General features: G+C 69.0%; 11 protein-coding genes. 1 reads left to right on the plus strand and 10 read right to left on the minus strand.

The genetic code is table 11. The features are described 5' to 3' along the window. Positions 1–26: 26 nt before the first annotated feature. The 10 genes from nuoH to K9U41_RS06505 form a co-directional block, all read right to left on the minus strand. The gene (gene nuoH, locus K9U41_RS06460) at positions 27–1,046 is read right to left on the minus strand and encodes an NADH-quinone oxidoreductase subunit NuoH (protein ID WP_282640033.1); all 1,020 of its coding nucleotides are present in this window, start codon (positions 1,044–1,046) and stop codon (positions 27–29) included. 55 nt (positions 1,047–1,101) lie between these two features. Continuing rightward, a complete protein-coding gene (gene nuoG / locus K9U41_RS06465) occupies positions 1,102–3,180 on the minus strand; it encodes an NADH-quinone oxidoreductase subunit NuoG (RefSeq protein ID WP_282640034.1) in 2,079 nt (692 codons plus the stop codon). Positions 3,181–3,298: 118 nt separating this feature from the next. Then, positions 3,299–4,600, minus strand: coding sequence for an NADH-quinone oxidoreductase subunit NuoF (gene nuoF, locus K9U41_RS06470; protein ID WP_282640035.1), 1,302 nt, complete (start codon positions 4,598–4,600; stop codon positions 3,299–3,301). Between the two features lie 5 nt (positions 4,601–4,605). After that, positions 4,606–5,286, minus strand: a complete 681-nt coding sequence (gene nuoE / locus K9U41_RS06475; protein ID WP_282640036.1) for an NADH-quinone oxidoreductase subunit NuoE — start codon at positions 5,284–5,286, stop codon at positions 4,606–4,608. Between the two features lie 74 nt (positions 5,287–5,360). After that, a complete protein-coding gene (locus K9U41_RS06480; RefSeq protein ID WP_282640043.1) occupies positions 5,361–6,548 on the minus strand; it encodes an NADH-quinone oxidoreductase subunit D in 1,188 nt (395 codons plus the stop codon). Positions 6,549–6,580: 32 nt separating this feature from the next. After that, positions 6,581–7,210, minus strand: coding sequence for an NADH-quinone oxidoreductase subunit C (locus K9U41_RS06485; RefSeq protein ID WP_282640037.1), 630 nt, complete (start codon positions 7,208–7,210; stop codon positions 6,581–6,583). 15 nt (positions 7,211–7,225) lie between these two features. Further along, positions 7,226–7,810, minus strand: coding sequence for a NuoB/complex I 20 kDa subunit family protein (locus K9U41_RS06490; protein ID WP_282640038.1), 585 nt, complete (start codon positions 7,808–7,810; stop codon positions 7,226–7,228). Continuing rightward, positions 7,801–8,166 carry an NADH-quinone oxidoreductase subunit A gene (locus tag K9U41_RS06495; protein ID WP_149574484.1) on the minus strand — a complete coding sequence of 122 codons (366 nt, stop codon included), beginning with the start codon at positions 8,164–8,166 and terminating at the stop codon, positions 7,801–7,803. The genes K9U41_RS06490 and K9U41_RS06495 overlap by 10 nt, the downstream gene beginning before the upstream one ends. 687 nt (positions 8,167–8,853) lie before the next feature. Next, complete coding sequence (locus tag K9U41_RS06500) at positions 8,854–10,476, minus strand: DUF3300 domain-containing protein (RefSeq protein WP_282640039.1); 1,623 nt, start codon at positions 10,474–10,476, stop codon at positions 8,854–8,856. A gap of 150 nt (positions 10,477–10,626) precedes the next feature. Next, positions 10,627–13,203 (minus strand): response regulator, encoded by a 2,577-nt coding sequence (locus K9U41_RS06505; RefSeq protein WP_282640040.1) that lies wholly within the window; start codon positions 13,201–13,203, stop codon positions 10,627–10,629. A gap of 455 nt (positions 13,204–13,658) precedes the next feature. Between K9U41_RS06505 and K9U41_RS06510 the strand changes: the two genes are divergently transcribed. Further along, positions 13,659–14,138, plus strand: a 480-nt coding sequence (locus K9U41_RS06510; protein WP_282640041.1) for a flagellar biosynthetic protein FliO, incomplete at its 3' end; no start/stop codon positions are given.

A 14,138-nucleotide genomic window follows, 5' to 3' on the forward strand; every position in this document is an offset into this window, starting at 1 on the left:
GCAGTGCGGACGAAGGACGGGCGCGGTCATCGCGGCGCCATCCCGGTGAAGTGCAGGACGCTCGCGACCACCACCACGGCAACCAGCGAGATCGGCAGGAACACCTTCCAGCCGAGTCGCATGAGCTGGTCGTAGCGATAGCGCGGCACCATGGCCTTCGCCATGGCGAAGAGGAAGAACATGAAGCACAGCTTGATGACGAACCACACCAGGCCCGGCACCCAGGTGAAGGGCGGGAACGGCAGCGGCGAGAGCCAGCCGCCGAGAAACAGGATGGTCGCCATGGCGCACATGGTCATGATGGCCACGTACTCGCCGAGCATGAACAGCAGGTAGGGCGTCGAGCCGTATTCGGTCATGAAGCCCGCCACCAGCTCCGACTCCGCTTCCACGAGGTCGAAGGGCGGGCGATTGGTCTCGGCCAGGGCCGAGATGAAGAAGATCACGAACATGGGCAGGAGCGGCAGGACATACCAGTTCAGGAAGCCGAACCGGCCGTTCTGCGCCTCGACGATGGCCGAGAGGTTGAGCGAGCCCGCGCACATCAGCACCGTGATGATGACGAAGCCGATGGACACCTCGTAGGACACCATCTGCGCGGCGGAGCGCAGGGCCGCCAGGAAGGGGTACTTCGAGTTCGAGGCCCAGCCGCCCATGATGATGCCGTACACGCCCAGCGACGAGATGGCAAAGATGTAGAGCACGCCCACGTTCAGGTCGGCGATCACCCAGCCCTTGGCCAGCGGCACCACCGCCCAGGCGGCGAGCGCCAGCACGCAGGTCACCAGCGGGGCGAGCAGGAAGATCGCCTTGTTGGCGCCCGCCGGAATGGTGGGCTCCTTGAACACGAACTTCAGAAGGTCCGCGAACGACTGGAACAGGCCGAACGGGCCCACCACGTTCGGCCCGCGCCGCAGCTGCACCGCCGCCCAGATCTTGCGGTCGGCAAGCAGGATGAAGGCGATGAAAACCAGGAGCGCCACGAGCAGAGCAAGACTCTGCCCGAGGATGATCAGCACCTGGATAAGAGTATCCTGCCAGTTCATGTCCTCGATCCCGTGCCGCTTGCAGCTGTCCCGTTCACGCGCGCCACCATCCCCGTCACTCCGCCGCCTGCGCCGTCGCCGCGAGGCGCAGGGCAGAGCACTCGGCCATCACCGCGGAGGCGCGGGCGATGGGGTTGGTGAGGAAGAAGTCCTCGATGGGCAGCGCGAAGGCTGCCTTGTCCACGGTGCCACCGGCCTGCGCCAGCGCCGACACCGCCGCCGGGTCCGCCGCCGCCACCTCGTCCACATGGCCGAGATGGGGATAGGCGGCAACCAGTTGCGCCCGGAGCGCCAGCACGTTGTCGAACGGCAGGGTCTGGCCCAGAACCTCCGACAGCGCGCGCAGGATGGCCCAGTCCTCGCGCGCCTCGCCGGGCGGGAAGGCGGCACGATTGGCGAACTGCACCCGGCCTTCGGTGTTCACATAGAGGCCGGACTTTTCCGGATAGGCGGCGCCGGGAAGGATCACATCCGCCCGGTGAGCGCCGGTGTCGCCATGGGTGCCGAGATAGACCACGAAGGCGCCGGGGGCGACCTCCACCTCGTCGGCGCCCAGGAGGAACGCGACGTCGAGGCCGCCCGGAGCAGTCATGGCCGCCACATCGAGGCCACCCGCGCCCGGCACCGCGCCCACGTCGAGGCCACCGACCCGGGCCGCGGCGGTGTGGAGCACCGCAAAGCCGTTCCAGCCGTCCTTTACCGCACCGCAGGCAACCGCGACACGCGCCGCCAGCGCCAGCACGGCGGCGCCGTCCGGCCGCGCCAGAGCCCCCTGCCCGATGATGATGAGCGGACGCTCCGCCTTGCGCAGCACGTCGCCGAACGCACCGGTGCCGGCGAGGTCGGACAGGCTGTCCGGGCCGGCGCCGAGGTATTCATAGGGGTAGGTCAGGTCCACCTTGGTCCCGACCAGGCCCACCTTGAGCCCACCCTGCCGCCAGCGCTTGCGGATGCGCGCGTTGATGACGGAAGCCTCATGGCGCGGATCGGTGCCCACCAGCAGGATGGCGTCCGCCGCCTCGATACCGGCGATGGTGGGGTTGAACACGTAGGTGGCGCGGCCCAGCGCCGGGTCGAGCGTCGCGCCGTCCTGGCGGCAGTCGATGTTGGCCGAGCCCAGCTTGCCGATCAGCGTCTTGAGCGCGAACACCTCTTCCACGCTGGCGAGGTCGCCGACGATGGCGCCCAGCTTCGCCGCCGGAGCCGCCTTCACCTTGGCTGCGATGGCGGCGAACGCCTCGCTCCAGGACGCAGCGACCAGCCGGCCGTCCTTGCGCACATAGGGGCGGTCGAGGCGCTGGACCTTCAGGCCGTCCCACACATAGCGGGACTTGTCGGAGATCCACTCCTCGTTCACGAGGTCGTTGTTGCGCGGCAGGATGCGCATGACCTCGCGGCCGCGGGTGTCGATGCGGATGTTGGAGCCTACCGCGTCCATCACGTCGATGGACTCGGTCTTGATCAGCTCCCACGGCCGGGCATGGAACTGGTAGGGCTTGTGGGTGAGCGCGCCCACCGGGCACAGGTCGGCCACATTGCCCTGCATCTCGGAGCGCATGGCGTGCTCGAGATAGGTGGTGATCTCCATGTCCTCGCCGCGGCCGATGGCGCCGAGGTCCGGCACGCCGGCCACTTCCGTGGAGAAGCGTACGCAGCGGGTGCACTGGATGCACCGGTTCATGGAGGTGCGCACCAGCGGACCGATGTATTTGTCCTCAACGGCGCGCTTGTTCTCGGCGAAGCGCGAGGTATCCGCGCCATAGGCCATGGCCTGGTCCTGCAGGTCGCACTCGCCGCCCTGGTCGCAGATCGGGCAATCCAGCGGGTGGTTGATGAGCAGGAACTCCATCACCCCTTCGCGGGCCTTCTTCACCATGGGGCTCCTGGTGAGCACCACGGGCGGCTCGCCGTTCGGGCCGGGACGCAGGTCCTTCACCGCCATGGCGCAGGAGGCGGTGGGCTTGGGCGGGCCGCCCTTCACTTCCACCAGGCACATGCGGCAATTGCCGGCAATGGACAGGCGCTCATGGAAGCAGAAGCGCGGAATCTCGACGCCCGCCGCCTCGCACGCCTGGAGCAGCGTGTACTCGGCCGGGACATCGACTTCTGTGCCGTCGACGACGATCTTCGCCATCACTTCCACCTCGCCTTATGCCGCCCGTACACGGCGGGAGACACGGCGCAACGCGCCGGACCTCCCATGTCAGTCCCAAACCCCGCCTGTCGCGACGCGCGCGCCAAGCGGGACATTCTCACTCCGCCGCCACCGGAACCGGGTCCGGATGCGGGTTGGCGGCATACTGGTCGATCCGCTCTTCGATCACGTGACGATAGTGGCGGATGAGGCCCTGCACCGGCCACGCGGCGGCGTCGCCCAGCGCGCAGATGGTGTGGCCCTCGATCTGGGTCGTCACTTCCAGCAGCATGTCGATCTCGCGCTTCTGGGCGCGACCCTCGGCCATGCGGTTGACCACGCGCCACATCCAGCCGGTGCCTTCGCGGCAGGGCGTGCACTGGCCGCAGCTCTCATGCTTGAAGAAGGCGGAGATGCGGGCGATGGCCTTGATGATATCCGTGGACTTGTCCATCACCAGCACGCCGGCCGTGCCGAAGGACGACTTCACCGCGCGGGTGCCGTCGAAGTCCATGATCAGGTCTTCGCACTGGTCCGCCGGGATCACCGGGCAGGACGCGCCGCCGGGGATGATGCCGAGCAGGTTGTCCCAGCCGCCGCGCACGCCGCCGCCATGCTTGTCCACCAGCTCCCGGAACGGGATGCTCATGGCCTCTTCCACCACGCAGGGCGTGTTCACGTGGCCGGCCAGGCTGAACAGCTTGGTGCCCACGTTGTTCGGCCGGCCGATGGAGGAGAACCACGCCGCCCCGCGCCGCAGGATGGTGGGGGCCACCGCGATGCTCTCCACGTTGTTCACCGTGGTCGGGCAGCCATAAAGGCCCATGTTGGCCGGGAATGGCGGCTTCAGCCGCGGCATGCCCTTCTTGCCCTCGAGGCTCTCCAGCAGCGCCGTCTCTTCGCCGCAGATATAGGCGCCGGCGCCGTGATGCACATAGAGGTCGAAGGGGTAACCGTAGACGTTGTCCTTGCCGATCAGACGGGCCTCGTAGGCCTCGTCGATGGCCGCCTGCAGGCGGTTGCGCTCAAAGATGTACTCGCCGCGCACGTAGATGTAGGCGGCGTGGGCGCCCATGGCGAAGGAGGCGATCAGGCAGCCCTCGATCAGCGTGTGCGGATCGTTGCGCATGATCTCCCGGTCCTTGCAGGTCCCGGGCTCGGATTCGTCAGCGTTGACCACGAGATAGTGGGGGCGGCCGTCGGACTGCTTGGGCATGAAGGACCACTTCATGCCGGTGGAGAAGCCGGCCCCGCCACGACCGCGCAGGCCGGAGGCTTTCATCTCGTTGATGATCCAGTCGCGGCCCTTTTCCAGGATGGCCTTGGTGCCGTCCCAGTTGCCGCGGGCGTACGCGCCCTTCAGGCCGAAGTCCTGAAGACCGTAGATATTGGTGAAGATGCGGTCCTTGTCGGCGAGCATGGCGGTCACTCCCCGGAAGTCGGCGCGGATGCGCCGGATGTGGGGGCCTCGGCTGCGGGAACCACAGGCGCCACGTCGTGCGCATACAGAGCCGGATCGGTCAGCACCCGCGCGCCGCCCTCGGGCTCGGAGCCGTGGCGGCTGTTCTGCGGGCCGATCTTCACCGGACGGCCGGCCACGAGATCGTCGAGCAGCTTCTCGAAAGTCTCGGGCGTCAGGTCCTCGTAATAATCGTCGTTGATCTGCACCATGGGCGCGTTGGTGCAGGCGCCAAGGCATTCCACCTCCAGCCAGGAGAGCTGGCCGTCCGCGCTCACATGGCGTTCCGGGCCGATCTTGCGGCGGCAGACGTCGCGGATCTCCTCGGCGCCGCGCAGCATGCAGGGGGTGGTGCCGCAGAGCTGCACGAAGTGCCTGCCCACCGGCTCCAAGTTGAACATGGTGTAGAAGGTGGCGATCTCCAGCACCCGGATGTTCGCCATGCCGAGGCGTTCCGCGACCGCGCGGATGGCCGGCTCGGGCAGCCAGCCGCCGGCGGACTTCTGGGCTTCCCAGAGCAGGGGCACCACGGCGCTGGCCTGACGGCCCTCGGGATATTTCGCGGTCAGCTTCTGAGCGATGGCCTCAAGCTCCGGCGTGAAGTCGAAGCTCTCGGGCTGCTCTGCGGCGAGGCGGCGGACGGACATGGCTCAGATCCCGGAACGTGCGGCGCGCGAAGCGTGCGCCGGCATCGGGCGGAGGGAGGAGGAAAGGCGGGCCATCAGCGGTCCACCTCCCCGAACACGATATCGAGCGATCCCAGCACCGCCGACACGTCGGCGAGCATGTGGCCGCGGCAGAGGAAATCCATCGCCTGCAGATGGGCGAAGCCCGGCGCGCGGATCTTGCAGCGATACGGCTTGTTGGTGCCGTCGGAGACGAGATAGACGCCGAACTCGCCCTTGGGCGCCTCGACGGCCGCATAGACGTCGCCGGCCGGCACGTGGAAGCCCTCGGTGTAGAGCTTGAAATGGTGGATGAGCGCTTCCATGGAGCGCTTCATCTCGCCCCGCTTGGGCGGCACGATCTTGTTGTCGGTGGTGGAGACCGGACCCGTCTCCTTCAGCAGGCGTTCCACGCACTGCTTCATGATCTTCGTGGACTGGCGCATCTCTTCCATGCGCACCACGTAGCGGTCGTAGCAGTCGCCGTGCTTGCCGATGGGGATGTCGAAATCCAGCTCGGAATAGCACTCGTAGGGCTGGGCGCGGCGCAGGTCCCAGGCGGCGCCGGAGCCGCGCACCATCACGCCGGAAAAGCCCCAGGCCAGCGCGTCCTCCAGCGTCACCACGCCGATATCCACGGTGCGCTGCTTGAAGATGCGGTTTTCGGTGACGAGGCCGTCGAGATCGTCGCACAGCTTCAGGAACGGGTCGCAGAAGGCGCCGATGTCCTCCACCAGCGCGCGCGGCAGGTCCTGGTGCACGCCGCCGGGACGGAAATAGGCCGCATGCATGCGGCTGCCCGAGGCGCGCTCATAGAAGATCATGAGCTTCTCACGCTCCTCGAAGCCCCACAAAGGCGGGGTCAGCGCACCCACGTCCATGGCGAACGTGGTCACATTGAGGAGGTGGGACAGCAGGCGCCCGATCTCGGAATACAGCACGCGGATGAGCTGGCCGCGCTTGGGAACCTCGATGCCCAGCAGCTTTTCCGCCGCGAGGCAGAAAGCGTGCTCCTGGTTCATGGGGGCGCAATAGTCGAGCCGGTCGAAATAGGGCACGGCCTGAAGATAGGTCTTGGCCTCGATGAGCTTTTCGGTGCCGCGGTGCAGGAGGCCGATATGCGGGTCCACCCGCTCGACCACCTCGCCGTCCAGCTCCAGCACGAGGCGCAGCACGCCGTGCGCGGCAGGATGCTGCGGGCCGAAATTGATCTGGAAGTTCCGGACCTTGTCGGCCGGCTTCATCTCGTCGGCGATGTCAACCATAAGGCGCTCCCTCAACCGGCCTTGGGGGGAACGGGCGGCTGGCCCGAGGCCTTCTCGTCACCGGGAAGGACGTAGTCCACGCCCTCCCACGGGGAGAGGAAGTCGAAGTTGCGGAATTCCTGCGGCAGGCGCACCGGCTCGTAGACCACGCGCTTCTGCTCGTCGTCGTAGCGCACCTCCACGAAACCCGTGGTCGGAAAGTCCTTGCGCAGCGGGTGGCCGTCGAAGCCGTAGTCGGTGAGCAGGCGGCGCAGTTCCGGGTGGCCGGTGAACAGGATGCCGTACATGTCGTAGGCCTCCCGCTCGAACCAGTTGGCGCCCACGAAGACCGAGCAGATGGAGGGAACCGGGGTGTCCTCGTCGGTCTCCACCTTCAGGCGGATGCGCACGTTCTGCTTCAGCGACAGCAGGTGGTAGACCACGTCGAAGCGCTTCTCGCGGGCCGGATAGTCGACGCCGCACACGTCCACGATGCAGTGGAACAGGCAGGCCGGATCGTCCCGCAGGAAGGTCACGGCCTTCACGATCTGGGCCGGCTCGATCTGGAGCGTCAGTTCGCCGTAGGCCAGGGCGGAGCCGAGCACGACGCCGGGAAGGGCCGCCGATACGTGCGCCGCGAGGTCGTTGAGGGTCTCGTCCATCGAATTGCTCCCGGCTCAGCGCTCGATGGTGCCGATGCGGCGAATCTTCTTCTGCAGCAGCAGCACGCCATACAGCAGCGCTTCCGCAGTGGGCGGGCAGCCCGGCACGTAGATGTCCACCGGCACGATGCGGTCGCAGCCGCGCACCACTGCATAGGAGAAGTGGTAGTAGCCGCCGCCATTGGCGCAGGAGCCCATGGAGATAACGTAGCGCGGCTCCGGCATCTGGTCGTAGACCTTGCGCAGGGCCGGGGCCATCTTGTTGGTGAGCGTGCCGGCGACGATCATCACGTCCGACTGGCGCGGCGAGGCGCGCGGCGCGAAGCCGAAGCGCTCCACGTCGTAGCGCGGCATGGAGACCTGCATCATCTCCACGGCGCAGCAGGCGAGGCCGAAGGTCATCCACATGAGCGAGCCGGTGCGCGCCCAGGTGATGAGGTCGTCGGCGGTGGTGAGGATGAAGCCCTTGTCCGCCAGCTCTGCGTTGATCTCCTTGAAGAAGGGATCATCCGCGCCCACGGGGCGGCCGGTGGAGGGATCGACGATGCCCTGGGGGGCGGGCGCGATCTCGGGCTTGGTGGCCGAAGGGGTCAGTCCCATTCCAGAGCTCCCTTGCGCCATTCGTAGATGAAGCCGACCGTGAGGACGCCGAGGAACGCCATCATCGACCAGAAGCCGAGGTCGCCGAGGCCGCCGAACGTGACGGCCCACGGAAACAGGAAGGCCACTTCCAGGTCGAAGATGATGAACAGGATGGCGACGAGGTAGAAGCGCGCGTCGAAGGTCATGCGCGCATCGTCGAACGCATTGAAGCCGCATTCGTAGGCCGACAGCTTCTCCGGGTCCGGATTCTGATAGGCCACGAGGAAGGGCGATACGAGCAAGGCAAGCCCGATCACCAGCGACACGCCGATGAAAATCACCACCGGCAGATAATCCATGAGCAACGCGTTCATTTTGCTCGCACCTCGGGGCGCAGGATCGGGGCTAGAAGCGGCGCAGATCGTCGCATCACGACGATCGGGCGATGCGCTTGAAGCGTTACCGCGCCGTTCGGCTAGAGGAATTCGAAACGACGCCGCAGCCTTATCGCAGCGCCAGATGGGAGGCAAGTGCGCGCTTAGGCGAAGGTGCCGTCCCATCCCGGCGACAGATGCGGGCATGAACCGGGCACCTTCCGCGGTCGCGCTCCCGTTTCGGCGCCGACAGCCGGCAAATGCGGCGGGACGCTCCGTCACGAAAGGCCGCGGCGCAAGGGCCATGGCCGGCCGGTCAGACCCGAACGGAGGTCTGCTGTCCCCGTGCGACACAATGCCATTCGCCGGGACTGTTGATGCGCTTCGGCGTGATCACCTTGGAAAAGGGCAGGAAACGGGAAAAGGGCAGGAAACGGCCCCCCGCCCGGACGCCGCAGCCCTGCGGAATCACGGCCTGCCCGCTGGACTCCGGGGACCGGCAAGGCCGGCATCAAGGCCGGCAGGATGACGCGATTCTCCGCCGGCGACTTTGAACCGCGCCAGCACCTCGCCGTTCCAGGCGCCGGCAACCGGTCAATGTCGCCCCGCTGCGGCCGGGATTGGGTTTTTTGACCGGCGCGCGGTGAGTCGCGCCGGTCAAGACCGAGGGGCGTTCAGCCCGCCATGTCAGCGGCGCCCGCCGCGGCCCCCACCCCGCATCTGCGCTCCGCCGCCGCGCATCTGCGGGGCACTGCGCATCTGGGAACCACCCCGCATCTGGGGTTGGCTGCGCATCTGCGGGGCGCCGCCGCTCCGCACCTGCGGACGCCCCGAGTATCCCCCGGGACGAACCTGCTGCGGACGGACCGAAGGCTTGCCGCCTCCGCCACCCTTCTTCATCTGCGACCCGCCGCGCGACGGAGCCTGCTTCATCCCGCTGGACCCGCCCGGCTTCCCGCCCGGCCCGCCGGGTTTCGCACTGGGGCCACCGGGGCCACCGGGCTTGCCGGGACCACCCGGGCCGCCCGGCTTGCCGGGCCCGCCAGCACCTCCAGGTCCACCGGGGCCGCCCGGTTTTCCCAATCCGCCGGGACCGCCGGGACCACCGGGACCGCCCGGTTTACCTAATCCGCCGGGGCCACCGGGACCGCCCGGCTTGCCAGGCCCGCCCGCGCCACCGGGCAGAAAGCCCGGTCCGCCGGGGCCGCCCGGGCCTCCAGGCTTGCCAGGGCCGCCGGGCCCACCCGGCTTGCCCGGAAGCGGCTTGCCGGGATTCGGCTTCCAGGGCTGCCCGCCCCCGGGGCCGGGGCCACCCCAGTGACCGGGGCCTCCCGGACCACCAGGGCCGCCGGGCCCGCCCGGACCACCCGGGCCTCCGGGACCGCCCGGCCACCCGCCGGGGCCACCCGGACCGCCCGGCCAGCCACCCGGCGGGCGCGGCGGCGGCGGGCGCCAGCCGGGATAGCCGGGCCACACCGGCGGATAGACCCAGCCGCGTCCCCAGTTCCACGAATTGTTCCAGGCATTGCCCACCAGCACGCCCGCGCCGAAGGCCAGCAGCCCCACGCCGGCGGCGGTGTAGATGGTCGAGTAGTCATATTCGGGCACATAGAGCACGGTCGGGTCGGCCGAGGTGATGTAGACGACGCTGCGCCCGCCCTCCTCGCGCCGCGTCACCACCTGCCTGTCGTTGGTCTTGAGCGAGCCCACCGCCTCGGCCTTGGCGCGCAGCGCCTGGATGGCCACCGAGACATCCTCGGGCTGCGTCACGAAGGCAAAGCCGATGGACTGGGTCGAGTCCAGGTTCTCGTTCAGCTTGGCCACCACGGTGGGAAAGCGCACCATCGCCTTCACCGAGGGGTCCCACGTCTGCGTGTCGGCGCCGGAGAAATTGCCCTTGCTCACCGCCGTCTTGTTGCGCTCGATCCAGCGCTGGGCCTGCACCAGGTCCAGCGGATAGACGGTGGCCGGCAGCAGTTGCGCCAGCAGCGTGTCGGGGTAGAGGGCATAGGGGGCGAGCAGCGCCTCCAGCTCGGCGAGCGTGTAGCGCAGTTGGGCGTCCTGCGCCGCAGCGGGGGGCGGCACGCCGACGCTCGCATCCGGCGGCGCCGGCGTGGGGGGAGCCGGCATGGGGGGAGCCGGCGTGGGAGCGACTGCAGGCGGTGGAGGCGCGACGATGGCCGGCTGCCCCGCATCGGGCAGCGGCGCCTGCGCCAGTGCCGGATAAACGCTGGTGGTCCACCCGAATGCCAATGCGACCGCGAGGCGCGACCACCCCGCCAGTTCCCGGCGACGACCGGACAGTGCCATGCTGACCTCCCTTGTCCCCGGACGCCTGAAAACACACACGTCAGGACGCCGGGCCGGTTGGTGCCAAACCAGGGCGCGGTCTTTTCTGGCCGCCACGAAGGCCCGCACGAGCCAGACAATGCGCAATTCCCGAGGCGCCGTCTACTCGGGTCAAGCGCGTAGGGTCTCGCTGACCGCCGCCACCAACTGCTTGAGGGAGAAGGGCTTGGGCAGGAAGGAAAAGCGCTCGCTCGGCGGCAGGTTGCGGGCGAAGGCTTCCTCGGCATAGCCCGAGATGAAGATGACCTTGAGCGCGGGATCGCGCGCGCGCAGCTCCCGCAGCAGGGTCGGCCCGTCCATCTCCGGCATGACCACGTCGGAAATCACAATATCCACCTTGCCGGCGGTCTCGAACAGCTCGAGCGCCTCGACGCCGCTGGCCGCCGCCAGAACCTCATAGCCGCGATTGGCCAGCGCACGGCTGGCGAAGGCCCGCACCGCGTCCTCGTCCTCCACCAGCAGCACCCGCCCCTGCCCGGTGAGGTCGGCGACCTTGGGCTCCGGCTCGGCGGGGCGCGGCGGCTCCTCCTCCAGCGCGCCGGTGTGGCGCGGCAGGAAGACGCGAAAGGTGGTGCCGGCCCCCAGCGTGCTCTCGGCGAGGATGGTGCCGCCCGTCTGCTCGACGATGCCGTAGACGGTGGAGAGGCCAAGCCCGGTGCCCTTGCCCACCTCCTTGGTGGAGAAGAAGGGCTCGAAGATCTTGCCCATGATCTCGGGCGGGATGCCGGTGCCGGTGTCGCCCACCTCCACCAGCACATAGTCGCCTTCCGGCAGGCGCTGCCCGTAGGCGGTGGAAGCGGACGCCGGGACATTGGCGGTGCGCACCGTCAGCGTGCCGCCGTCCGGCATGGCGTCGCGGGCGTTGACCGCGAGATTGATGATCACCTGCTCGAACTGGTTCTTGTCCACCTTCACCGGCCACAGGTCGCGGGCGTGCTGCACCTCCAGCGTGATGCGCTCGCCGATCAGACGGCGCAGCAGGGCGGCCGCGTCGGAGATCACGTCGGTGAGTTCGATCACCTGCGGCAGCAGGGTCTGGCGCCGGGAGAAGGCGAGCAGTTGCCCGACCAGGCCGGCGGCGCGGTTGGCGTTCTGCTTGATCTGCATGATGTCCGGGAACGACGGGTCGCTCTGGCGGTGCTTCACCAGCAACAGGTCGCAATAGCCGAGGATCGCCGTGAGGATATTGTTGAAGTCGTGCGCCACCCCGCCCGCCAGATGGCCCACCGCCTGCAGCTTCTGCGATTCGGCGAACTGCGCCTCCAGCTGCTTCTGTTCACTGGTATCGATGGCGCACAGGGCGATGTCGCCGCCCCCGCCCGGCCCGAGCGCGGCGGCGTAGAGGCGGGCCGAGCGGCCGGCCGGACCGGCGAGGGTCACGTCGCAGGGCGCGGGTGGTTCGCTTGCCTGCACCGCGCCGGCGAGGAGAGCTTCCGCCCCGGCCGCGTCGGCCACCAGGGCCGCAAGGGGCCGGCCGGCGGCATCGCGGCCGAACAGGCGGGCGAAGGCGGCATTGGCGGCGCGGATGCGGCCGGCCGGGTCCACCAGGGCCAGGGCCAGCGGGGCATTGAGGAAGAACAGGTCCGATGAAGCCGCCGGAGCCCCGGTCGCCGCCGGAGCCGCCGCCGCGGGCTGGTCCGCTCCTGCCCGCGCGGGCAGGAGGTCGGCGAGCGCATCGAGGGGCATGACGGCCGCCACCATGCCGTCACCCGGCGGCTGGGCTGGCGCGATGCGAAGAATGGCGGGAAGGCGCGTGCCGTCCTTGCGGGTGAGCGCCACGGTGAGCGCGGCTTCCGTGCCGGCGGCCAGGGCCTGTTCCAGGCGGCCGAGATCGTCGGGCGCCACCACCTCGCGCACGTCGCGGCCGTCCGGCCCCCAGTCGGCGAGGGCATAGCCGAGCATGCGGCACAGGGTGAGGTTCGGGGCCAGCACCTGGCCGCCGGACAGATGCAGCAGGCCCGCAGGCGCCCGTTCCCATACGAAGAGCAGGTCCGCCCCCGGCATCGTCTGGGCGGACTGCGACACCTCCGCAACCGCCGCCGCGTCGGGCGCCGACGCAACAGCCGGCGCCGGTGCCGCCGCGATGGCCTGCATGTCCTCCGCCGTGCGCAGCGTCCACAGCACCCGGCGCGCAGAACCCAGCGGATGCACCGAAACCTCCAGCCGGCGCCCGCCTGGGCCGGTGGCGAAGGCGACGGCACTTTTGGCCTCGGTGGCGGCAGCGACGGCGTTCAGCAGTTCGCCCACCATGGCCTGGCTGCCGGGAATGCGGGCCAGGAAGCGCTCGGGCACGGGCAGCGTCTCGACGCCGCTGCGGCACATGCGCTGATAGGCGGCGTTGGACTCCACCACCCGCTCGCCATCCTCCACCACCGCCATGGCGTCGCCGGACGCGGCGAGTACGGCTTCCGCAAGGGTATCTTCCGGTTCGCCGCCGCTCAGCGTGCGCCGCACCGCGAGCACCAGCTCGAAGGCGCCCACCACGGCGAGCGCGGCCACGAGGGCTGACAACAGCCCATTCGTCCCCTCGCCGAGGGCCACCCCCGCCGCGAAACCGCCGGCCAGGGCCGCGACGAGGACCAGGGCCGAACGTGCGACCCTTGAGCCCCGGCCTGCCGGGGCGATGCGCGCCCGGCCGCGCCCCGCCTGCCTGCCGGCGCCATTTTCCGTCGCTCGCTCACCGCTCATTGCAGCCGTCCCGCTCCGTCACATCGCAAAAATCCGACCCCACCGGGTTGAATCGGCCCAATTGGTAAATCTGCCCCTAAACCCATGACAAAAGAATGCGTTAACCGCCCGCGTCCAGCAGGACCGACCGCAGCATGCCCTGAAGCCGAGCCTGCATTCTGCCGCCAAATGAGCGCGCGACTTAATTCCTGCCATGATTATCAACAAAAGCTTAGGCCTTGAGCTTCAGGATCACAGCCTGCGCGCCGGACGGCGTGTGCGGGTACCGAGGCTGGCACGCACATCGAGCCGGCGACGAGAGGCGAGAGCACGCGACGATCGGCTTGCACCGCAATCTGATCGGATAACGCTTTCTCTTCCCTGAGGTTGAGAGCCGCCGTCGTCGGCATGGGGGATTCCCCGACTGCGTTTCGTGGTCCACAGGCACACGAAACGCCTTACATCAGAGCGGAGGCATGATGCTACAGCAGTTGTTCGGTTCCCAGCTCGCGCTTCCGATCCGCGTGGCGATCGCCGTCATCGTGATCGGCGCGCTGTTGGCCGTGACGGTGCTGGTGATGCGACGCCTCACCAGCCGTGGACGCGGCCCCGTCAGAAGCGGGCGCACCGGTCCCCGCCTCGCCATTCTGGACAGCGTCGCGGTGGATCAGCGCCGGCGGCTCGTCCTGGTTCGCCGTGACGACGTGGAGCACCTGCTGCTCGTGGGTGGCAGCAGCGACATCGTGGTGGAACACCAGATCGCCGTCGATGAAGAGGCCACCGCCGCAGCGGCGTCTCCCGCGCCGGCCCTCGCCGCCTCCCGCGAGGCCCCGGCCCTGCAGCGGCCGGCCGGCCGAAGGGGGCTCCAGGCTCCCGCCGCCGTTCCTTCTCCCGCGGCCCTTGCCGCAGAAAGCATCACCGCACCCCTGCCGGCGCCCGAACCCGCCCCGGCGGTG

Origin of the sequence: Xanthobacter autotrophicus, assembly GCF_029991245.1 — a bacterium.
Classification (GTDB): Bacteria; Pseudomonadota; Alphaproteobacteria; order Rhizobiales; family Xanthobacteraceae; genus Xanthobacter; species Xanthobacter autotrophicus_C.